This window comes from Halomonas sp. SpR1, from assembly GCF_031010175.1.
GTDB lineage: Bacteria > Pseudomonadota > Gammaproteobacteria > Pseudomonadales > Halomonadaceae > Vreelandella.
The window spans coordinates 12,946-32,493 of record NZ_JAUAMB010000011.1; the positions used below are offsets into that span (position 1 = coordinate 12,946).

General features: G+C 53.2%; 21 protein-coding genes. 15 read left to right on the forward strand and 6 right to left on the reverse strand.

All coding sequences use genetic code 11. The features are described 5' to 3' along the window. The first annotated feature begins 31 nt into the window (after window positions 1-31). Window positions 32-832, forward strand: a complete 801-nt coding sequence (locus QT231_RS09930; RefSeq protein WP_308336851.1) for a DUF2797 domain-containing protein — start codon at window positions 32-34, stop codon at window positions 830-832. 79 nt (window positions 833-911) lie between these two features. Further along, window positions 912-1,337: a CopD family protein gene (locus QT231_RS09935; RefSeq protein WP_308336739.1), complete on the forward strand. Its 426-nt coding sequence runs from the start codon at window positions 912-914 to the stop codon at window positions 1,335-1,337. 26 nt (window positions 1,338-1,363) lie between these two features. On the opposite strand, the gene QT231_RS09940 is transcribed toward QT231_RS09935, so the two are convergent. Beyond that, window positions 1,364-1,825, reverse strand: a complete 462-nt coding sequence (locus QT231_RS09940; RefSeq protein ID WP_308336740.1) for a DUF2231 domain-containing protein — start codon at window positions 1,823-1,825, stop codon at window positions 1,364-1,366. A 36-nt stretch (window positions 1,826-1,861) separates the two neighbouring features. Between QT231_RS09940 and coxB the strand changes: the two genes are divergently transcribed. From coxB to QT231_RS09960, 4 genes are read left to right on the forward strand one after another with little or no spacing between them, the layout of a single operon-like run. Further along, complete coding sequence (gene coxB, locus QT231_RS09945) at window positions 1,862-2,905, forward strand: cytochrome c oxidase subunit II (RefSeq protein ID WP_308336741.1); 1,044 nt, start codon at window positions 1,862-1,864, stop codon at window positions 2,903-2,905. After that, the gene (ctaD, locus tag QT231_RS09950) at window positions 2,902-5,442 is read left to right on the forward strand and encodes a cytochrome c oxidase subunit I (protein WP_308336742.1); all 2,541 of its coding nucleotides are present in this window, start codon (window positions 2,902-2,904) and stop codon (window positions 5,440-5,442) included. Before coxB ends, ctaD begins: the two co-directional genes overlap by 4 nt. A gap of 4 nt (window positions 5,443-5,446) precedes the next feature. Next, window positions 5,447-5,809, forward strand: a complete 363-nt coding sequence (locus QT231_RS09955) for a hypothetical protein (RefSeq protein ID WP_308336743.1) — start codon at window positions 5,447-5,449, stop codon at window positions 5,807-5,809. 5 nt (window positions 5,810-5,814) lie between these two features. Continuing rightward, a complete protein-coding gene (locus tag QT231_RS09960) occupies window positions 5,815-8,001 on the forward strand; it encodes a cation-translocating P-type ATPase (protein WP_308336744.1) in 2,187 nt (728 codons plus the stop codon). Between the two features lie 11 nt (window positions 8,002-8,012). Here QT231_RS09960 and QT231_RS09965 read toward each other — a convergent pair whose 3' ends face one another. Next, entirely contained in the window at window positions 8,013-8,312 is a 300-nt protein-coding gene (locus QT231_RS09965) for a winged helix-turn-helix domain-containing protein (RefSeq protein ID WP_308336745.1), read from the reverse strand. 41 nt (window positions 8,313-8,353) lie between these two features. Then, entirely contained in the window at window positions 8,354-9,436 is a 1,083-nt protein-coding gene (locus QT231_RS09970; protein ID WP_308336746.1) for a PA0069 family radical SAM protein, read from the reverse strand. 171 nt (window positions 9,437-9,607) lie between these two features. Between QT231_RS09970 and QT231_RS09975 the strand changes: the two genes are divergently transcribed. The 4 genes from QT231_RS09975 to QT231_RS09990 all read left to right on the forward strand — a co-directional run bounded on the left by QT231_RS09975 (window position 9,608) and on the right by QT231_RS09990 (window position 12,598). Then, entirely contained in the window at window positions 9,608-10,339 is a 732-nt protein-coding gene (locus QT231_RS09975; protein WP_308336747.1) for a glucose 1-dehydrogenase, read from the forward strand. Window positions 10,340-10,408: 69 nt separating this feature from the next. After that, window positions 10,409-10,945: a DinB family protein gene (locus tag QT231_RS09980; protein WP_308336748.1), complete on the forward strand. Its 537-nt coding sequence runs from the start codon at window positions 10,409-10,411 to the stop codon at window positions 10,943-10,945. Between the two features lie 72 nt (window positions 10,946-11,017). Continuing rightward, a complete protein-coding gene (locus QT231_RS09985) occupies window positions 11,018-11,539 on the forward strand; it encodes a DUF2442 domain-containing protein (RefSeq protein ID WP_308336749.1) in 522 nt (173 codons plus the stop codon). Between the two features lie 588 nt (window positions 11,540-12,127). After that, entirely contained in the window at window positions 12,128-12,598 is a 471-nt protein-coding gene (locus tag QT231_RS09990; protein ID WP_308336750.1) for a GNAT family protein, read from the forward strand. Between the two features lie 176 nt (window positions 12,599-12,774). Here QT231_RS09990 and QT231_RS09995 read toward each other — a convergent pair whose 3' ends face one another. Next, window positions 12,775-13,257, reverse strand: a complete 483-nt coding sequence (locus tag QT231_RS09995) for an HPP family protein (RefSeq protein WP_308336751.1) — start codon at window positions 13,255-13,257, stop codon at window positions 12,775-12,777. Window positions 13,258-13,287: 30 nt separating this feature from the next. On the opposite strand from QT231_RS09995, the gene QT231_RS10000 reads away from it, so the two are divergent. The 3 genes from QT231_RS10000 to QT231_RS10010 all read left to right on the forward strand — a co-directional run bounded on the left by QT231_RS10000 (window position 13,288) and on the right by QT231_RS10010 (window position 15,642). Next, on the forward strand, window positions 13,288-13,956 hold the full coding sequence (locus QT231_RS10000) for a TetR/AcrR family transcriptional regulator (protein ID WP_308336752.1): 669 nt from the start codon (window positions 13,288-13,290) through the stop codon (window positions 13,954-13,956). A 90-nt stretch (window positions 13,957-14,046) separates the two neighbouring features. Further along, entirely contained in the window at window positions 14,047-14,760 is a 714-nt protein-coding gene (locus QT231_RS10005) for a Fic family protein (RefSeq protein ID WP_308336753.1), read from the forward strand. 285 nt (window positions 14,761-15,045) lie between these two features. After that, entirely contained in the window at window positions 15,046-15,642 is a 597-nt protein-coding gene (locus QT231_RS10010; RefSeq protein ID WP_308336754.1) for a TetR/AcrR family transcriptional regulator, read from the forward strand. A 125-nt stretch (window positions 15,643-15,767) separates the two neighbouring features. Here the strand turns inward: QT231_RS10010 and QT231_RS10015 are convergent, their stop codons facing one another. Next, window positions 15,768-15,896 (reverse strand): hypothetical protein, encoded by a 129-nt coding sequence (locus tag QT231_RS10015; RefSeq protein ID WP_308336755.1) that lies wholly within the window; start codon window positions 15,894-15,896, stop codon window positions 15,768-15,770. 810 nt (window positions 15,897-16,706) lie between these two features. Here QT231_RS10015 and QT231_RS10020 point away from each other — a divergent pair. Beyond that, window positions 16,707-17,207, forward strand: coding sequence for a DinB family protein (locus QT231_RS10020; RefSeq protein WP_308336756.1), 501 nt, complete (start codon window positions 16,707-16,709; stop codon window positions 17,205-17,207). A gap of 73 nt (window positions 17,208-17,280) precedes the next feature. After that, window positions 17,281-17,748 carry an OsmC family protein gene (locus tag QT231_RS10025; RefSeq protein ID WP_308336757.1) on the forward strand — a complete coding sequence of 156 codons (468 nt, stop codon included), beginning with the start codon at window positions 17,281-17,283 and terminating at the stop codon, window positions 17,746-17,748. 128 nt (window positions 17,749-17,876) lie between these two features. Here the strand turns inward: QT231_RS10025 and pgi are convergent, their stop codons facing one another. Further along, on the reverse strand, window positions 17,877-19,544 hold the full coding sequence (gene pgi, locus QT231_RS10030; protein ID WP_308336758.1) for a glucose-6-phosphate isomerase: 1,668 nt from the start codon (window positions 19,542-19,544) through the stop codon (window positions 17,877-17,879). Between the last annotated feature and the right edge of the window lie 4 nt (window positions 19,545-19,548).

Sequence of the window (19,548 nt, forward strand, 5' to 3'; positions counted from 1 at the left end):
GGGCTTTTCAGTACAGGGTTGTTTAAGCAAAATGGCGGCGACTTTGCCCAACTGCCAAGATCAACCGGTGATTTACCACTTGCGTGCGGGTGAGCACCGTATCGCCCTTAATGAGCGTATAGGTGAGCCGCTCAGCCTGCGCTGGACGGGAGCGATTGCCTGTACCCACTGCGGGCGAGCAACCAAGAAGAGCTTTGCCCAGGGCCACTGCTACCCCTGCTTCAAGCGGCTAGCCCAATGCGATACCTGCATCATGAAGCCGGAAACCTGCCACTATTTCCAAGGTACTTGCCGTGAGCCGGAGTGGGGCGAGCGGCACTGCTTCCAACCCCATATTGTCTATTTGGCTAACTCGTCGGGGCTAAAAGTGGGCATTACCCGCAAAACCCAAATGCCTACCCGTTGGTTGGATCAAGGCGCTATTCAGGCGCTACCGATTCTTGAAGTGGATACGCGTCAGCAGTCCGGGTTTGTCGAAATGCTGTTCAAAGAGCAGGTGGCAGACCGCACCAACTGGCGGGCGATGCTCAAGGGCGAGGTCGAATCCATGGACTTAACCGCCGAGCGTGACCGTTTGCTCAGCCTGTTAGCCGATGGGTTGAGCCAACTGCGTGAGACCCAAGGCAGCGATTCGATTCGCACGCTGGAAGCGGCACCGCAGCATTTTCACTACCCTGTCAGCGTTTTCCCTAAAAAAGTCGTATCGCACAATTTTGATAAGCAGCCGCTGGTGGAAGGCGTGCTGCAAGGTGTTAAGGGGCAGTATTTAATCCTTGATAACGGTGTGATAAATCTACGCAAATTCACGGGTTACGAGATACAAGTGAGTTAACCGGCTAGCCAGATGAGGGTGTTTTGACTAAGGTTAGGGGGTGATCTGATCCTGCCTTATGCAATGCAAGGAAGCCCCAATGCCCTGGCTAAAACTGCTTCACATTGCCGCGCTAGTGATCTGGTGCGGTTCCCTGCTTTATCTGCCCGCCTTGCTCAGTCAGGCGCTACAGCTGCGCAAAGACTCGGGCTTTGCACAGGGCACGCCGCCCATGCCGCGGTTTTTTTATAATTCAATCGCTACCCCGGCTGCCTTAATAGCGATCGCCTCAGGCACGCTGCTGTTTCTTATCCATGGCTTGCTGGGTGGTTGGCTGATTTTAAAGCTTGGCGCAGTCGTGGCGATGGTGGCGGCTCATGGCTGTTTTGGTTTTTTAATTCTACGTATGGAAATGGGCCATTATCACTGGGTGAAAACCGCCAACTGGGCAGCACTATGCGTGGCGTTGGCGGGGATATTAAGCGTCCTGCTGTTCGTGTTAGCTAAACCAATGGATTGGAGCTGATGCCGATGATGGTTAAGAAATATACTTCAATCGTCGACATCGACTCCGACTGCGTGTTCATAGACCAGTTGACCACCCAGCAGTCCCGCCACAGCGATCAAGGCTGCCGTCAACAGCGATACCGCCAAGCCCCAGGGAAGAATTGCACTGGGGTCATTAAAGCGCAGCAGCCAATTCAGCGATGCCAACGAGAGCATTACGACAGCGACGATGGCGTGGCTCCAGCCGGTAACCAGACGGCGAATGCGGGGCACGGTTACCAAGTCTATAATGCCTGCCGTACTGGCAACCCATCCACCAAAAGCGCCTACCCCGGCCAACCACAAACTGGCGCGCATCCAGAAAGGGTCGCCGCTCAGCAGGAAACCGACATCGCTTGCTACCAGCGCCATCAGCGCTGCGACGGGAAAGTGGATCATCACTGGATGCAGCGGATGGCCGGCTATAGCTGCACGGCTAACAATCGATCGTTGGCGAATTTTTTCCATGGTCACTTCCTGTGGGCAGAAAAAGGAATTCAAGGGATGAGGCTATGTATTCAACGCTTAACCTGGCAGTGGGTCAAATCGCTTGGTACGCCGCTAGCGCTGTTCGCCAGCCTATTGTTAGCTGGTTGCGCGGGGGATAAGTCTATTCTAGACCCAGCCGGCCAGGCCGCGCGAGATGTAGTGATGATCTGGTGGGTAATGCTGGGGTTTGGCACCGTGGTACTCGTGCTGGTCACCGTTTTCTGGCTGTATACCTTCAAGCGCAAAGAAGTAACGCGAACGCCTGCTGATGAGCGAAAAATAGCTCGCCGCTGGATTATAGGCGGCGGCATTGTGCTGCCGGTGGCGAGCATTACCGCGCTATTGGCCTTCGGGGTACCCACTGGGCAGCGCTTATTGCCGCTGCCGTTAGCAGAACCACCGGAGGTCATCGAAGTTATCGGCCATCAGTGGTGGTGGGAAGTTCGCTACCCAGGGGCGGAAGGGGGCGAGGTGGTGACCTCTAATCAACTCATTATGCCGGCGGGAGAACCGGTTGATTTTCATGTTAGCGGTGCTGATGTGATCCACGCTTTCTGGGTGCCGCGCTTGGGTGGAAAGATCGATATGGTTCCCGGGCGGGTGAATAAGATCCGCTTGGAGGCGGATGAGCCGGCGGTATTTGGCGCCCAGTGCGCCGAGTTCTGCGGTGCCCAGCATGCCCAAATGCAGCTCTATGTAGAAGCCGTCGAGCGCGACGATTACGAAGCTTGGCTGGCCGCCCGCCAAACGGATCAACTGGCAGCGCTAGCGGAAAACGACCAACAGCATGAATCGGCCAGGGAGGCCTTTATGACCCATTGCGCGAGCTGCCACCGGGTAGCAGGACTCTCCTCTGGTAGGGAGGGGCCAGATCTTTCTGATCTTGGCAGCCGTACCAGCCTCGGGGCGGGCATTATGGCTATGGAGAAGGGGGCGGTAACCCGCTGGCTTCAGCACCATCAAGACTTAAAGCCGGGCAACAAAATGCCGCCCCACAATGATATCGAGACGGCCACCTTGGAGAGCTTGGGTGCTTGGCTGGAGACGCTCACCCCATGACCACTATCAACCGTGAAGCGACCCCCGAAGGCGATAACATTAAAGGCCCTCATCAACTGCATAGTGATTTGCACGAGATCTGGGGCAATCCGCGTGGCTTGAAGGCCCTCACCATTGTCAATCACACCACTCTTGGCCTGCGATTTATGGTCACCGGGATGGTATTCTTCTTGGTCGGCGGCCTGTTGGCCATGCTGGTGCGCACCCAGCTGGCGCTGCCTGATCAAGACTTTATGTCGCCGGATATCTATAACCAGGTCACCACCATGCACGGCACGGTGATGATGTTCCTGTTCGCCATCCCCATGCTGGAAGGATTGGCGATTTATATGATCCCCAAGATGATCGGTGCCCGGGATCTAGTCTGCCCCCGGCTGACATCGCTGGGGTACTGGTGCTATCTGTTTGGCGGCATCATCCTGTCGTTTAGTTTGGTGTTAGAGATGGCGCCGGACAGCGGCTGGTTTATGTATACCCCGCTTAGCAGCAGCGAGTACTCACCAGGGTTGGGTTCTGATTTTTGGCTGCTAGGGATTACCTTTGTTGAGATCTCTGCGCTCTCTGCCGGGGTCGAGCTGGTGGTCTCAATTCTGCGTACCCGTACTCAGGGCATGGCGCTGCACAAAATGCCGCTGTTTGCCTGGTATATCCTCGCCATGGCGCTGATGATCGTGGTCGGTTTTCCGCCGCTGATTCTGGGCAGTATTCTGCTGGAGCTTGAGCGCGCGGTGGGAATGCCCTTCTTCGAAGTGGCCGGTGGCGGTGACCCTATTCTTTGGCAGCACCTGTTCTGGTTGTTTGGCCACCCCGAGGTTTACATCATCTTTCTGCCTGCAGCGGGCATAGTATCCACGCTGATACCGGTGTTTGCTGGCCGTCCGATTGTTGGCTACGGCTGGGTGGTGTTTGCCATTACCGTAACAGGCTTTATCAGTTTTGGGCTCTGGGTTCACCACATGTTTACCGTGGGCATCCCCCAGCTGGCTCAGGCGTTCTTCTCCGCCGCCAGTATGTTGGTGGCGGTGCCCACAGCGATTCAGGTGTTTGTGTGGCTGGCCACGCTATGGCTGGGTAAGCCCAAGATGAAGCTGCCCATGCTATGGATTATGGGCTTCCTGATTATCTTTGTGTGTGGCGGCCTAACCGGGGTAATGCTGGCGCTAGTGCCGTTTAACTGGCAGGTGCACGATACCCACTTTGTCGTAGCGCATATGCACTATGTGTTGGTGGGTGGAATGTTCTTCCCGCTAATTGCCGGGCTCTACTACTGGCTGCCGCTGTTTTCCGGGCGTATGCCGTCTGAAACCCTGGGTAAATGGGGCTTTTGGTTGACCTTCCTGGGCTTTAACGGCACCTTCCTGATCATGCACTGGACTGGCCTGCTGGGTATGCCGCGGCGGGTTTACTCCTATGAGACGGGCATGGGCTGGGATATTTTCAACCTGCTCTCGTCCATGAGTAGCTTTATCATGTCCGCGGGCATTGCCATGGTGCTGCTCGATTTTGCGCTGCACTTCCGTTTCGGCAAACCTGCCAAGCATAACCCCTGGAATGCGGACACCCTTGAGTGGGCTAACCGCATGCCGCCCAGCGCCTTTAACTTTGTCAGCCTGCCAAACGTCGAGACACGCCATCCGCTCTGGGATAATCCCGAACTGCCCCGCACTATGGCAGAAGGGCAACATGGCTTGGCGGTGGCGACTCACGGCCGCCGTGAAATGTGGGGCAGCGATCCGATAACCGGCAAAGTGCGCGAAATCATCCACCTGCCGGGTAACTCCTGGTGGCCGCTGTTTGCCGCCATGGCCCTGGCGGTCGTCTGTATTAGCCTGCTAACGCGTCTTTATCCGTTGGCGGGCATTGCGGTGATTATCGCGGGGTTATTTCTGCTGCGCTGGTCGTGGGAGAACGGCGCTCATCCGAAAGCTGCCCCGGATGCGGAGGTTGCCCCCGGCGATCCGCCGCTGCACTCGCGTACCATGGATGGGCCGGGTCTATGGGCCATGTCGATCACGCTAATCGCCAACGGCTCGTTCTTTCTCTCGTATCTGTTTGGTTGGTTTTACCTGTGGACGGTATCGCCCGAGTGGCGGATGCCCGACTCTTCGCCGCTCTCTTTGCTGGGTCTGGTTGTTGCCGGGGTGGCGCTAACCGTTGGCGCGGGATTTCTCGAAAAACTTGTTCGCGGTTTGCGCCAGGGTACGGATGCGGGCTTGGCAGTGGGCATGTATTGCATTAGTGCCTTAGGCTTTGTGCAGGTAGCGATAACGCTTTGGGTGCTGCTGAGTGCAGACCTGGCAGTTACCGAGACCTCCCATGATGCGATCATTTTGGTCGGGCTGGCCTATGCGCTGCTACACGGCGGTTTAGGCGCCGTGCTTACCCTGCTCCAGGGCCTGCGGGTGGGCTATGGCTATGTGGGTGCCCATGCGCCTTTCGAGCCCGCCGTGGTTACCCAGTGGTGGCGGTATAACCTAGTGACCTTCTGGATACTCGTGGGCGCGCTCGCCGTGTTGCCCCGCGTGATAGGGAGCTAATTCGATGTGGAAATCTCCTACCATGCAGCGCCTACACCTTACCCATCCAGTGCATTTCGTTATTGGCTTAACGCTGTGGTGTATCTGGTTTGTAACGGTTTATGGCGGACATGCGGTCGCCTGCGCAGTCGCGCCGCCTGCTCCTGAGCAGGGCGTCTTCACCCTGGTGAACGCTATGCTGCTTGCCGTCAGTATTGCGGCGATTGTGTTACTGGCGCTGCTAACGGTGGGCTGTTGCCGTATGGCGAAGCGTCACGCCGGGCGGCTGCGCTTTAATGCCACGGTGTCCGCTGGGCTGTATCTTTTCTCTACCTTGGGCGTTGTATTTGCGGCAATGCCGATTATCGGCATTCCGCCTTGTCTGTAAGTGGCATGACGGACGCCAACGCGGAAAAACTCTATACCCTCCACGGTATGTGGTGCACCAGCTGCGCCCTAGCCGTGGAGGGCTCGCTTAAGCATCTTGAAGGTGTGCGTGAGGTTAGCGTGCACTACCCAAGCGCAACGCTTTGCATTAGCGGCACGCCTGCCGCTACCCAGCTCTCAACGCTTGCCGCAAAGGTTAAGCGCCTGGGCTATCGGCTGACAGAGCTTGAACCGGTAGGGGACGCCCATGCGCGTTTAGAATCAGAGAGCCGCTACTTAACGCTTAGACTGATGGTTGGCTCACTGTTTGGCATGTGGACGATGCTCGCTTCTGTGCTGATCTACGCCGGTGCTCTGCCAAGCGAGCAGATTGAGCGGATAGTGGCTTGGGTTTCAGGAGCGTTTTCTCTGCCCGTTGTGCTGTTTGCCGGTGTACCTTTCTATCGGGCCGGGTGGCGAACGCTGCTGGCCAAGCGCCCGGGTATGGATGTGCTGGTTAGCCTGGGTGTTATCGGTGCGGTGATGGTCTCGGTATGGCTGCTATGGCGCGGCTCTGCAGAGGTCTACTTCGACACGGCAGTGATGCTGATTGTGCTTTTACTCGTTGGGCGGTTGGTCGAGACGCTGTGTCGCCATCGGGGGTTAAAAGCATTGGATGCCCTGACGCTACCAGACACAAACATAAAAGTTTGGCAAAACCAGCGTTGGGTCTCGCTACCTATCGCCGAAGTGGCCGCTGGAATGCGCGTTGAATTAGCGCCCGGCGAGTTGGTGGCGATTGACGGCACCCTCGAAGAACCCGGTTGGATCGACACCGCCTCACTGACTGGGGAAAGCTTGCCGCGACATTTTCAAGCAGGGCAGAAGTTATACGCGGGCTGCCGCTATCTGGGTACCACGCCCATCGTTATGCATGTCAGCGCTGGGGTAGGCCAGCGGCGACTGGATCGGCTGTGTGATGAGATGCGTCGCTATCAGGCCAAAAAAGGCGAATTGCAGAAGCTCGCTGACCGCTTTGCCGCCTGGCTAAGCCCGCTAGCGCTGGTGCTCGCGTTACTGACGCTGCCCGCTGCACTGTTATTGGGGCTGGGCTGGGAAGATGCCTTTGTGCGCGCGCTTTCCGTATTAGTCGTGGCATGCCCCTGCGCCGTGGGGCTTGCCGTGCCGCTGGCAAGTCTAGCTGGGAGCGGTCAGGCTATGCAGCAAGGGATTGCGCTGCGCGACCCCGCAGCGCTTGAAACCCTGGCACGTATTCGCTCGGTCGCACTGGATAAAACCGGCACCCTAACCACCGGTAGCCATGCAGTGCTTCACTGGCAGGCGCGGGAGGGAGTTGAGCAGCAAGCCCTACAACGCAAGCTTAGTGCCGCTGTTGCGGGTAGTGAACATCCCTTGGCACAAGCGCTAGCACGTTGGGCAAGTAGCCACGGTGATCAACAATCGGAACCGTGCGAAGAGGTCAATGAAGTGCCTGGAGAAGGGCGCCGGGCGAGGTTAAGTAGCAGCGAATGGCTGTCGGTGGGCAGCGCTAGCTGGATGGCTCGCCAGCGCATCGTTCTGCCTGACCAAGCAGAAGACGCAGCGCTGGCTTTTGCTTCTCAAGTGATGGTAGCCGATGAGGCGGGCTGGTTAGCTACGCTCTATCTCTCCGATCAACCGGTGGACGACGCTGAACCTAGCGTGAAGCGCCTGCTGGCTTCGGAGTATATGGTGGCAATGATCAGCGGTGACCGGCAGGGCGCGGTGAGTTGGTTAGGCGAGCGGGTGGGGCTTGCCCGTGAAGCTTGTTATGCCCAACGCTCGCCGGAAGCCAAGGCGCGGTTACTACAGGCGCTGCCATCGCCAACGCTCTACGTGGGGGATGGCTTAAACGATACCTTAAGCCTGGCTGCGGCAGATGTGGGAATCGCGCCACTGAGTGCCAGTGAGGCCGCCCGTGAAGGGGCTTCTGCCCAGCTTATGGCACCCGGAATTGGTGGGGTAGTGAAGCTGCTCGGCATTGCCAAACGCACCCGACGCATCATGGTGCAAAACCTGTTTTTTTCGGCGCTCTATAACACCTTGGCACTCGGGCTAGTGGTGCTGATGGCCATACCGCCGTTGGTCGCAGTGCTTGCCATGGCGGCTAGCTCGTTAACAGTGACCCTTAATGCTGCGAGACTAGCGTGGGCTGAACCGGATGAAGAGGATTAAGGTAAGTTGCATTAAAGCGAATAGCCAAGCGTCTGTTTAAGCCGTTCTGCATTCGTCGCCACCCAGCTTGGATCTATCGCGCCCCAGTCACGTATTTGGTAGCGGCCAATGTTGTGGCGCTCGCCGTCATCTTTGCTAAAGACACACTCGATATCCAGCTCGGCCAGGGAGGTGATCGTATCCTGGGCGGTGCGCCGGGGCATGCCGGTGGCCTCAATTAATGCAGGCACGCTGGCGATACCTTGTTCGATTAAATGGGCGACATATAAGCGGCGGTAAAAACTCGATTTGGTTTTGCTAAGCACGGGCATTCGGCTTCCTTTGCAGCTAATTGATGCATGTGCCGCTTAGCTTAAATGAATAAATCCTGCTGCGCTCGTGGCGGGCGAAAATCTCGGGTGTTCAACCCCTGCTCGGTGCGATCCTGCATGTTCCACTGGCGGCTGGCACGGGCAAAGCGTTGGGCGATTAAATCTGCAAATACCCCTTCCCCGCGAAAGCGCTTACCAAATTTGGCATCGTACGCCTTACCGCCCCGGCATTGGCGCATTAAACTCATCACTTTAGCGGCGCGTTCCGGGTAGTGGGCTTCTAACCACGCTTCAAATAGCGGCGCTACTTCATAGGGTAAACGCAGCAACATCCACGCGGCGGTGCGTGCCCCTGCTCGGCTAGCGGCTTCCAAAAGGTTTTCGATTTCATGATCCGTCAGCCCCGGAATAACCGGCGAAATCAGCGTGCCCACCGGAATGCCTGCTGTATTCAGTTCACGAATCGCCCGCAAGCGCGCCTGAGGAGACGCCGCCCGTGGCTCTAGTGTACGTTTTAAATTGGCATCCAGGCTGGTCAAACTGACAAACACCCGCACTAGTCGGTGTTCGGCCATCTCCGCCAGTAGCTCTAAATCGCGCAGCACCAGGGTGCTTTTAGTCACCAGCGTTACCGGATGGCGACACTCCAACAGCAGCTCAAGCAACCGCCGAGTGGTTTGGTGTTTGGCTTCAAGCGGTTGGTAGCAGTCAGTGTTGCCGGAAAGATTGATCGGACGGCACACATAGTTGGGATGACAAAGCTCTTCGGTTAGCCGCTCCACTAATCCGCTGCGGGCAATCAATTTGGTTTCAAAATCCAGCCCTGGCGATAAATCCCAGTAGGCGTGGGAGGGGCGGGCGTAGCAATAAACGCAGCCGTGCTCACAGCCGCGGTAGGGGTTCAGCGAGCGATCAAAGGGTAAATCCGGCGATTTATTCCAGGAGAGCGCGCTTTTGCTCGCCTCCTCGCGCACTTCGGTGGCGATGGTCGTTGACGCTTCTTCCCGCCACCAGCCGTCGTCTTCTGCCACGCTACGGGTAGGCGAAAAACGGTTGTGCGGGTCGTACGTCGCGCCGCGCCCTTTGTAGGTGGCTGGCTGAAAAGGTGAGTTAAGAGATGCCATTTGTTCACCTCCTTTTAGTGATTTTATATACAGTAGTTGTGAAAAGGTAAGAAAGCAATAGTCCGCAAAAGAATGAATACGACAGCTGGCTTTGGTGAAACTACCCAAGTCACTATGACGGGGTTAATCTGATAAGTGGGTTTGTGAACACAGCGCCAGCGAGGAGGCATCATGTCGAAAGTGGTTATCGTGACGGGAGGAAGCCGAGGTATAGGAGCTGCGACTGCAAAACTGCTGGCGACTAAAGGCTATGCGGTGTGTGTCAATTATCTTTCTAACCGCGAGCGGGCGGATGATGTGGTTGATTCCATTACCCGGGAAGGGGGCCGAGCGTTTGCCCATCAAGCGGATGTCAGTAGTGAAATTGACGTGATCCGGCTATTTGATGCAGCAGAAGCGCGCTATGGAAATGTTACCCATCTGGTCAATAATGCAGGCATTCTGTTTACTCAATCTAAATTGGTTGATATCGACCTTGAGCGCTTCAGCCAAGTACTCAATAGCAACGTGGTTAGCTGTTTTCTATGTTCGAGAGAAGCCGTTAGACGCTTCCAAGCAGGCGGTGCCATCGTTAATGTCTCCTCGCTTGCCTCCCAAACAGGCTCGCCCTTTGAGTATGTGGATTACGCGGCATCAAAAGGCGCTATGGATACCCTGACTAAAGGGTTGTCTCGTGAAGTTGCCGCTGCGGGGATTCGTGTTAACGCGGTTCGTCCCGGTTTTATCTACACTGATATGCATGCCGATGGTGGTGAACCTGGGCGGGTAGATCGTTTAGCACCACAAATTCCTATGCAGCGCGGCGGTACCGCTGAGGAAGTGGCCAATACCATTGCTTGGTTGCTTTCGGATGAAGCTTCGTACGTTACGGGGGCATTTATGGATGTTGCCGGTGGGCGATAGTATTGCTGCACCCTTATGACAAGCTTTCTACAGGGATGCTGCATCTGACTAGGAAAGGTCTTAAAACTTATGCAACTTCAACAACACTTCAAACTAATGGCCACGTATAACGAGCGGATGAACGCACAGGTATACGATACGGCTAGCAAGCTGGGCACAGCTGAGCTTATCGAGGATAGAGGCGCCTTTTTTGGCTCTATTTATGGCACCTTGAATCACATTGTAGTAGCGGACACCATGTGGCTTAAGCGGTTTGCAACCCATCCTTCTTCTACCGCCACACTTGCGGTAATGGTGGCGTTGCCTATGCCCGAGCGCCTTGATCAAATTATGTTTGATGACTTGGATGGCCTAAAAGTGCACCGTCAGTGGCTGGATAGCGTGATTATCAACTGGATAGAAGCGTTGACAGACGAAGACTTGAGCACCACGTTGAGCTACCACAATAGCAAAGGAATCGTTTCCACACGGCGCTATTCAAGCCTTATCTATCACTTCTTCAATCACCAGACCCATCACCGCGGGCAGGTTTCTACGCTGCTCTCGCAAGCTGGTTTGGATATAGGCGTCACCGACCTGCTGGCGCTGATTCCGGATGAGGCGTAAAAATGGTGCCAAAACAACGCATATGTGGCAGAAAGCGGTAAATGGTGAAAACCCAGGCAAGTTAGGTGACTTATGTTAAAAATCATTGATGTGGATTTGATTGGGCCATACAAGCTTGAGCTGGTTTTTAGCGATGGTTTTCATGGTGTTGCTGATCTATCAGGCTATTTTAGCAAGGCACCCTTTTCAGAGATTAAAGACTTCCAAAAGTTCTCACTAACCGCGGATGGGTCGCTCAACTGGCGTGGTAACGAGCTTTCTGCGGCCACTTTGCGTGCAGTGACAAAGGGCGTGCAGAGAACAGCAGCTACTAACTTCAACGTGCAGGAAATGGAAGACGTTATTAAGCAAGCCTCTTGGGACTCTATGCAGGAAGGGCGTCCTGACATTTTACAGGCTGTTATTCGTTCCTACGTGGAGCAGTTTGGGCATAGCCAGGTCATTGCCAAAGCAGGTATCAAAAGCCGTACCAGCGCCTATCGTTCTTTAAAGCCACAAACCACACCCAATTTCGCCACCTTGGTTCAATTGGGGCATGCGGTCATCGAATTAGCTAAAGAAAATATCAGCGGGCGTTCTGAAACACAGCTATAAATCCAGGAAATTAAATGAGACCTTTCTCCATCCTGCTAATACGTGTATTGGCAATTTACCTCGCACTTAATCCTCTTCTGTCAGTGTCACCGGTTCTGTTTAGCTCGGGCTCGGAAGAGTCAATAAACGAATGGCTGCCTATGTTGATAGCTGGGGTGCTAATACCCATGGCTGCGGGCGTTGTACTCTGGTTTTTCGCGCGAGCGTTGGCTAATAAAATCCATGCTGGCTCTGTCGTAGAGCCAAGCGTAAATATTAGTGAGACAGGCTTAGTGAGAGCAGGTAGCTTTCTGATAGGCGTCTATCTATTTGTTCAACACCTAGGCACAACGATTAGTCAGTGGGCCTGGGGTGGTATTATTGCCTATGGCTCGCTGTCCGTTATCGTGATCAGCGTAGGATTGATAGTAGGAGCTAACTCTATGGGTAAACTATATAAGAAGATTAAGTACGCAGGTGTTGATTCATAGCCGACGGTAAATATCCATTGCAGTGGTGCAGCCTTATCTCTATTGACGGTTTAGTTTGCTACGCTTTAGCGGCACTGCTGGCAAGCGTCCGGAGTGTAAACAGATTAACGAGTGCTAAATGATCAAGCTAGAAAAACTTAATGCAGCGGATATTGCCGTGGTACGCAACATCGCGGTGCGCGATGATCAACTGAAATTTGTGGGCACCGCTAAGGAGTTTCTCGCTGATAGCAATGAGGCTACGCACCTGCATGTGATTAAACACAATGACCAGATGGTAGGATGCTTCAAAATCGATATAGCCTATGCTGATGGTTATGACTTTTGTACGGAAGGCAGCATAGGCTTACGCGCATTTATTATTGACGCCAAGCAGCAGGGCAAAGGTCTTGGTACGCTGGCAGTAAAAGCGTTGTTTCCCTACCTAAAAGAGAACTATGCGAATTACCCTCGAATCTACCTGACGGTGAATACCAAGAACCCCGCAGCGTACACCTGTTACCAAAAGGCGGGCTTCCATGAAACAGGTGAGCAATACCTGGGCGGGGCTGCAGGGCCTCAACATATTATGTATTGGGATATTCAGTGATCAGAACGTTTATCCCAAGCGATGTTGAGTCTGCACTGGCTATTTGGCAGACCTGGTCACTGAGGGAAGCCTCACTATGCCTTGGACGAAAGGCATGCGCTTTGTACAGGTTTAGCCGTTAATCTTCTTCTATGGATTGAATGCAATAGACATCCAATGCAATTAAATCTATCCGACTATAACCATCGCTGGGGGTAAGGTTGCCCTGAAATAAATCGATGATACACGTAGCCAAAACCCACCATCAGTATGGCCCCAGACGCCACTGGTGTTACTAAAAAGTGCCAGTTCTCACCTGCTAGCATAATCAGTAAGGGATTAGCACCAGCAGGCGGATGGATGGTATTGGACAGCATCATCGTCACTATCGATAATCCGACCGCCAGACCTAGCGTCCATTCGTGCACACCCAAAAAATGCGCCACCATAAGGCCTAAAGCTGCTGTTATTAAGTGACCCGCCACAATATTTCGTGGCTGTGCTAATGGGCTGGCGGGTAATCCAAATAGTATCACCATGGTGGCACCGAATGGCGCCATTAACCATAAAGCATTGCTGTGTGAGCTGAGAAAGCTAAGCGCCGTTATGCACCCGGTAGCACCGATACCGGCTAACAGTGCTGTCTTTTGTCGAACTGGAAAAATCTGCGCAATCTTCATAGAGGCAACCTCGTGTTAAACGATAGTGAAGTGGAGACCGATCTGTCTACTTCGGTCATGGTAGACAGATTGGTCTCCATCCGTCAATATGCATTCACAACATCAACACGAGGTTTCAGCGTGGAGAGGAGAGAGCAGTTAGTCTCAGTCGCCTTTGAGCTATTTTATCGTTATGGGGTGCATGCCATTGGCATCAATCGCGTCATCGCTGAAGCCGGAGTGGCAAAGAAAACGCTCTACAGCCACTTTTCCAGCAAAGAAGCCTTGGTGGCTGCGACGGTGGACTATCGTGATCGACAGTTTTTCGCTTGGATCGAAGGGCGAATCCAGAGCGCACCCGATGGCCTGAGCGCGCTTTATGCTTTGTTCGATGCGCTTGATGATTGGTTCAATGAGAGGGAAAAGCTGATACATGCTTTCCATGGTTGTTATTTTATCAATGTAAGTGCTGAGTTCGGCGATTTAAACCATCCCATTCACCAACAGTGTGCTAGCCACAAAAGAGCGATGCTTGGCCTGATAACCCGACATGTTTCACAGTTACTCTCGGACGAAAAAACGGTGACCACATTGTCGGAAGCTATAGCAACCTTAAAAGAAGGAGCGACCGTGCAGGCCCATGTTATGGGGGATCTAAAGGCCGCTGTAAAAGCCAAAGCAATTGCTGCGGAGTTGCTGAACGCAAGAGTGAAGCATTAGTCCAGGCTAGTGATAGTTTTCTTTCTAACAATATCTAATCATTCTGTAGCGCTATACTTATCCCATTTGCAGAACACGAGACGTGGCCCCATGGCAACAGCACATGATAAACAGTGGAACATGAAGCCTAATGTTCGCTTGGCTAGGCAACTGGCGGTGCGAGATGTGCCTGCTTTGGTGTACGACGCGGTGAATCTGGAAGGGGTCGCCATGACGCTACCGGAGGTTCAGACCATCCTGGATGGTATAACCGTTGGCGGTCATAAGGTCAGCGATCAGAATATGGCGATCAGCCAGGCAAAAGCTTGGGAGCATATATTCGCGCTAGTCGATAAAGGCGAATTTCGCTTTGATAAGCAAACCGCCCTAGACGTCCATGCCATCGCAGGCAAGGAAGAGGCCTTGGAGTGGGGTAAATTTCGTTCTGGTTATGTAACGATCGCAGGTTCTGACTATGAGCCGCCCGCGCCTGACGAGCTTGATGCTAGATGGCAAGAGGTTCAACGGCGGGTAGAGAGCGAAGAGGATAGTTACGACCAAGCCATCACTGCTTTTCTACAGATGGCTAGGGCACAATTCTTTTGGGACGTTAACAAGCGTACCGGCCGCTTTATGATGAACGGCATTTTGCTGGCCTACGGGTTCCCGATTATTAATGTGCCTGCCAAGCGCCAGCAGGAGTTCAACACCCTGATGATGGATTTTTACACTAGCAACGATATGCGGCCCATGAACACCTTCTTACGTAGCTGCTTACAGCTGACCATTATCAAAAATTTCACGCTTGATTTGTCCACTGGTTAGATCCTGTTGATGTTTCATGGCGGCTATGATTGAAGCGTCAATAGGCCCTAAGGTGATGTCTGTATAAAATTATTGGGTGATTTTGCCAAGGCACTCTCGTGGCACTGCATTGTAAGTTGCCTCTTGGGTTCGATTAAATTTGCTCATCAAGTTAAGGCGAGTAATGGCTACTGCCATGCGTGGCATGGTATGTTTACTTTTCTAAAATTATTTATGATACGGTTCGATACGTATATTTATTAAATCCGAATCCTACTGACGTAAGTTCCGGCAAGGGTGTCATCCATGTCTTCTGTTTCTTCCGTACGGCCAGGTCGGCCACGGAGTACTTCGGCTGCTCCCAAAGTTATGCGCGCCGCACTAGAGTTGGCATTCGAAGGCGGTGTTCATCATGCCACCGTCGAGCGTATTTCCTCTGTGTCAGGAGTGGCCAAGTCGACGATATATCGACGCTGGCAGAATGCTGCGGCAATTGTTATGGACGCGTTCTTCGAGGAGGTGGGGCCAACTATCGCTTATGACGTTCGACTACCCATCGTAGAAAACTTTTGCCACAGCGTCAGGGCATTGATGGTAGCGTTAAAAGGGCCGCGCGGGCAGTTACTCAGGGAGTTGCTGGGTGCTGCACAGGCTGACTTCGACCTGCGTGAGGCTTTCGTGGAGCGCTGGATCATGCCCAGACGCCGTATGGGCCGTGAGGCTATTGAAGGGGCTATCGCACGAGGTGAACTACGGCCAGAAATCGATCCAGAACTCACCTTGGATCTCATATTCGGTGCCGTTTACTACCATTTGACTGTATCATTCAGCGATATAGATGAATCTTTTGTTGCCAAACTTGTGGAAGAGGTTCTGAGCCCTTACCTGACGATCCAGGCCTAAGAGAAAACTGCGGACGTTCAGGAGTTAGGAAAACCAGAGCTGGTAACTGAGCAGTTCCCAGCTCTGGAAATGGTTACCGCAAAGTTGCTGCTCCTCAAAATAACATTGTTACTAACCTAAACCGCTTAAACCACCCACTGGCTGTGTAGGTAGTCGTCGTAGCTATCGCTGAAATCAATAATACCCTCCGGTTGAATATCAATGATGCGCTCCGCTAACGATGAAGCGAACTTGTGGTCGTGGCTTATAGGCATCAGTGTACGTGGGTGGTTTTATAAGGCTAAATGGAACGCTTTGATAGACACTCCATATCCAGGTGATCATTAGTCGGCACATTCATGAGTAGCACATTGGTCTGTTACCGAGCAGCATACGTCCTTGATTGCGACTGCACAAAAAATCCTACTTGTTTCTGGCAGCTGTTTTTAGGCTAGTTCCCTGCTTTATTGAATACATAATATCTGAAAATTTAAGTAAATTCATAACCATAGATTAGGGTCTGTTGACGTTTCACTCACGGCCACGCTGGAGCCCGTTTTTATTCGCGGCAAGGCAGGAGGAGAGATGTTTGGTTATTCCAAATGAACGACGACTAACGCCGCCGCGGGTAAAAACGGGCCCAGCCCTTCGGGTTGCGCCTCAAAGAGTGCCATACGGCGTTGCAAAACTTGAAAAGGGAACCACCCTTCCCTGCGTTTTGCGCCTTGTCTGGCACTCTTTGAGGCAGCAACGCGGTTCGCGATGAAACGTCAACAGACACTAGTTTAGGTATTTTTTAAAAATTATATTGATTTAAGTAAATTTGAGTACTACGGTATATAAATACGATACGATTCGTTTTTATGGGTGTTAATGTATTGAATGCTCTACGAGGTCGGTCACCTTGTTAGGCATTTTGAATGACCTCTGTGTTACTTCTTCGCGTGAAACAACACAGATCAGTAAGGACTCCAGGCTGTAAGGATTTTCAGGCAAAGCTCCATGCTCTGTATCAGCAAGCAGTGGCTAGCTCAAAACTGGATTTTTAAAATCTCGTTAGGCCCTCAGTATCCAAAGGAAACGCTATGTCCAACTCTACGCTCCAATCGCTCTTCGCTTATAAGGCGTGGGCCAATTCCGAGCTGTTCGAGCTTCTGGCAACATTGCCGCCAAGTCATGGCGAGCAGTTGCACACCTGTGTTCGTACGCTCAATCATGTCTATGTCGTGGATCGAATTTTTCGTTCACATCTTAGTGGAGAGCCTTGCCCGTTCGATGCAACAAATACGAAAGACACCCCATCGCTCAGCAAATTGCACGGCGACGTAAAGGCAACAGATGCTTGGTACATGAATTACTTAGCCGAACTTACTGAGGCAACTCAGTTTGAAGCCTTGGTATTCAGGTTCACTGACGGTGATAGAGGAAGAATGACTCGAGAAGAAATTCTTCTTCATGTCGTCACTCACGGTGGGTATCACCGTGGCAATGTGGGTGAAATACTGAAATCAATTTCAGTTTCCCCACCTCGCGACCTATATAGCAAGTTCTTACATGTCAGCGAACCTAAGCGTAGAGAGGCCTAATCCAGTATTCGAGAAGCCAATTCATGCTGCTTATGTTGAGCTGTAATAACTATTAATCCAAAGGAGAGAGTATATGTCCGAGTATTATGCGTCGGTTAAATGGACTCGCAAAGTAGATGAAAGTTACGTTGATAACAAATACAGCCGCGGCCATGTTTGGGAGTTTGACGGAGGGGTTAGTGTTCCCGCATCGTCATCACCCCACGTAGTGCCCCTTCCTTACTCTGTTGAAGCAAACGTTGATCCCGAAGAGGCGTTTGTCGCCGCCTTATCGAGTTGTCATATGCTCTTCTTCTTGGCAATCGCAGCTAAGAAAAAATACGTTGTTGACAGTTATACTGATCATGCTGTCGGCACAATGGAAAAGGACGCGTCGGATAGGGTTTCAATGACCAAAGTTATCCTGCGGCCAAAAGTATCGTTTTCAGGTGGTGGAACACCTTTGAGAGAGGAGCTAGAAGAAATACATCATCAGTCTCACGAACAATGTTTTATAGCCAATTCTGTTAAAACCGAAGTAATTACGGAGATTGACGTGTAACAGGCCAAGGCCTACTGATATAGGTGTTGACCATAGAATGAACGGTCGCCATTCATATATCAAATGCCAAAAAAGCCTTAGCTTTTTAAAGCCAAGGCTTTCTTTCTACCGACTTACTAACCTACCCGTCAACGCTTCTTCCGTGATGGCTTCTTATTGGCAATAACTGTAGCGCTCTCCTTTTCGCCGCTACCGCCATTGGGGAAGTGGGCACGCACTAGTTCCAGCAGGCCTTGTGTGGAGGTATCGAAGTCAGCGGCGTTGGTGTCGATACGCTCGCTGATTTCACCGGCGATACGCTTGCCCAGCTGTACGCCCCACTGGTCAAAGGAGTTGATGTTCCAGATGACGCCTTGGACGAACACCTTGTGCTCGTAGAGGGCGATCAGCGCACCCAGGTTTTTCGGCGTTAGCTCGTCGAGTAGTAATGTGCTGGAAGGGCGGTTGCCGGGGCAGCTGTAGGGGTCGTGCTGGCTTAGCTCTTTGCTGTCTCCCTGGCTGCCTTCCATAAAGGCGTTGGCCTGGGCGAGCATATTGGTCAGCAGGGCGAAGTGGTGGTCTTCCACGCCGGGCTCGGGCTTGAGCGAGGCGATAAAGTCGATAGGAACGTAGCGGGTGCCCTGGTGCAGCAGTTGGAAGAAGGCGTGTTGGCCGTTGGAGCCGGTTTGCCCCCAGACGATCGGGCCGGTTTTGTAATTCACCGGGTGGCCGAAAATATCCACCGACTTACCGTTAGACTCCATATCCAACTGTTGCAGGAAAGAGGGCAGTTGGTTGAGCGCCTGATCGTAAGGCACGATGGCTTGGGTTTCGGCGCCGATAAAGTTGATATACCAAATGCCAATCAGCGCCATCAGTACCGGCATATTCTCGGAGAAGGGCGCATTAATGAAATGGTTATCCATTTCGTGAGCGCCTTCCAACAGTTCGATAAAGCCTTTAAAACCGATGGAAAGCGCAATCGGGAGGCCGATAGACGACCACATGGAGTAGCGTCCGCCCACCCAGGCCCAGAACTCGAACACGTTCTCCTCGCGAATGCCGAACTCCATCGCTGCCTTGCGGTTAGTGGAAGCGGCGATAAAGTGCGCGCCCACGTCGGCGTCTTCGCCAGCGTTCTCCAGGAACCAGCGCCGGGCTGTTTTGGCGTTGAGCAGCGTCTCCTGGGTCGAAAAGGTCTTGGTAGAAACGATAAATAGCGTGGTGGCCGGGTCGAGGCGCGAAAGCACTTTCTGAATATGGGTGCCGTCCACGTTGGAAACGAAGTGGAAATGCAGCTCCGGGTGGCGGTATTTGAGCAGTGCGCGCACCGCCATATTGGGGCCTAAATCCGAGCCGCCAATACCGATATTGACCACGTCCTTAATGCGCTGGCCGTTGTAGCCTTTCCACTCGCCGCTGCGCACCGCTTCCGAGAACACCTTGATCTGCTCACGGGTGCGGGTGATTTCCGGCATCACGTCTTCGCCGTCTACATGAACCGGTTCATCGCTTAGATTGCGCAGAGCGGTGTGCAGTACCGGGCGGTTTTCGGTGACGTTGATAATGTCGCCGGAGAACATTTGTGCGCGGCGTTGAACCAGCGCGGAGTGGTCAGCCAGTTCTATCAGCTTGGCGAGCACCTCATCGGAGACATGATGCTTGGAGTAGTCCAGAAACAGACCGCCCACCCGCAGGCTCATTTTCTCAAAGCGCTGCGGGTCATTGGTGAAGTAGTCACGAATGCGGTCGTTGGCGGTTTTGTCGCGCAGGCGATCAAGCGCCTGCCAGGTAACACTGCGGGTGAGTTGAAACATAGGG

What these genes read in the sequence shown, in the direction of transcription:
- QT231_RS09930 (WP_308336851.1), top strand. Translation starts at nt 32, where the DNA reads ATGGCGGCGACTTTGCCCAACTGCCAAGATCAACCGGTGATTTACCAC.
- QT231_RS09935 (WP_308336739.1), top strand. Translation starts at nt 912, where the DNA reads ATGCCCTGGCTAAAACTGCTTCACATTGCCGCGCTAGTGATCTGGTGC.
- QT231_RS09940 (WP_308336740.1), bottom strand. Translation starts at nt 1,825, where the DNA reads ATGGAAAAAATTCGCCAACGATCGATTGTTAGCCGTGCAGCTATAGCC.
- coxB (WP_308336741.1), top strand. Translation starts at nt 1,862, where the DNA reads ATGAGGCTATGTATTCAACGCTTAACCTGGCAGTGGGTCAAATCGCTT.
- ctaD (WP_308336742.1), top strand. Translation starts at nt 2,902, where the DNA reads ATGACCACTATCAACCGTGAAGCGACCCCCGAAGGCGATAACATTAAA.
- QT231_RS09955 (WP_308336743.1), top strand. Translation starts at nt 5,447, where the DNA reads ATGTGGAAATCTCCTACCATGCAGCGCCTACACCTTACCCATCCAGTG.
- QT231_RS09960 (WP_308336744.1), top strand. Translation starts at nt 5,815, where the DNA reads ATGACGGACGCCAACGCGGAAAAACTCTATACCCTCCACGGTATGTGG.
- QT231_RS09965 (WP_308336745.1), bottom strand. Translation starts at nt 8,312, where the DNA reads ATGCCCGTGCTTAGCAAAACCAAATCGAGTTTTTACCGCCGCTTATAT.
- QT231_RS09970 (WP_308336746.1), bottom strand. Translation starts at nt 9,436, where the DNA reads ATGGCATCTCTTAACTCACCTTTTCAGCCAGCCACCTACAAAGGGCGC.
- QT231_RS09975 (WP_308336747.1), top strand. Translation starts at nt 9,608, where the DNA reads ATGTCGAAAGTGGTTATCGTGACGGGAGGAAGCCGAGGTATAGGAGCT.
- QT231_RS09980 (WP_308336748.1), top strand. Translation starts at nt 10,409, where the DNA reads ATGCAACTTCAACAACACTTCAAACTAATGGCCACGTATAACGAGCGG.
- QT231_RS09985 (WP_308336749.1), top strand. Translation starts at nt 11,018, where the DNA reads ATGTTAAAAATCATTGATGTGGATTTGATTGGGCCATACAAGCTTGAG.
- QT231_RS09990 (WP_308336750.1), top strand. Translation starts at nt 12,128, where the DNA reads ATGATCAAGCTAGAAAAACTTAATGCAGCGGATATTGCCGTGGTACGC.
- QT231_RS09995 (WP_308336751.1), bottom strand. Translation starts at nt 13,257, where the DNA reads ATGAAGATTGCGCAGATTTTTCCAGTTCGACAAAAGACAGCACTGTTA.
- QT231_RS10005 (WP_308336753.1), top strand. Translation starts at nt 14,047, where the DNA reads ATGGCAACAGCACATGATAAACAGTGGAACATGAAGCCTAATGTTCGC.
- QT231_RS10010 (WP_308336754.1), top strand. Translation starts at nt 15,046, where the DNA reads ATGTCTTCTGTTTCTTCCGTACGGCCAGGTCGGCCACGGAGTACTTCG.
- QT231_RS10015 (WP_308336755.1), bottom strand. Translation starts at nt 15,896, where the DNA reads ATGCCTATAAGCCACGACCACAAGTTCGCTTCATCGTTAGCGGAGCGC.
- QT231_RS10020 (WP_308336756.1), top strand. Translation starts at nt 16,707, where the DNA reads ATGTCCAACTCTACGCTCCAATCGCTCTTCGCTTATAAGGCGTGGGCC.
- QT231_RS10025 (WP_308336757.1), top strand. Translation starts at nt 17,281, where the DNA reads ATGTCCGAGTATTATGCGTCGGTTAAATGGACTCGCAAAGTAGATGAA.
- pgi (WP_308336758.1), bottom strand. Translation starts at nt 19,544, where the DNA reads ATGTTTCAACTCACCCGCAGTGTTACCTGGCAGGCGCTTGATCGCCTG.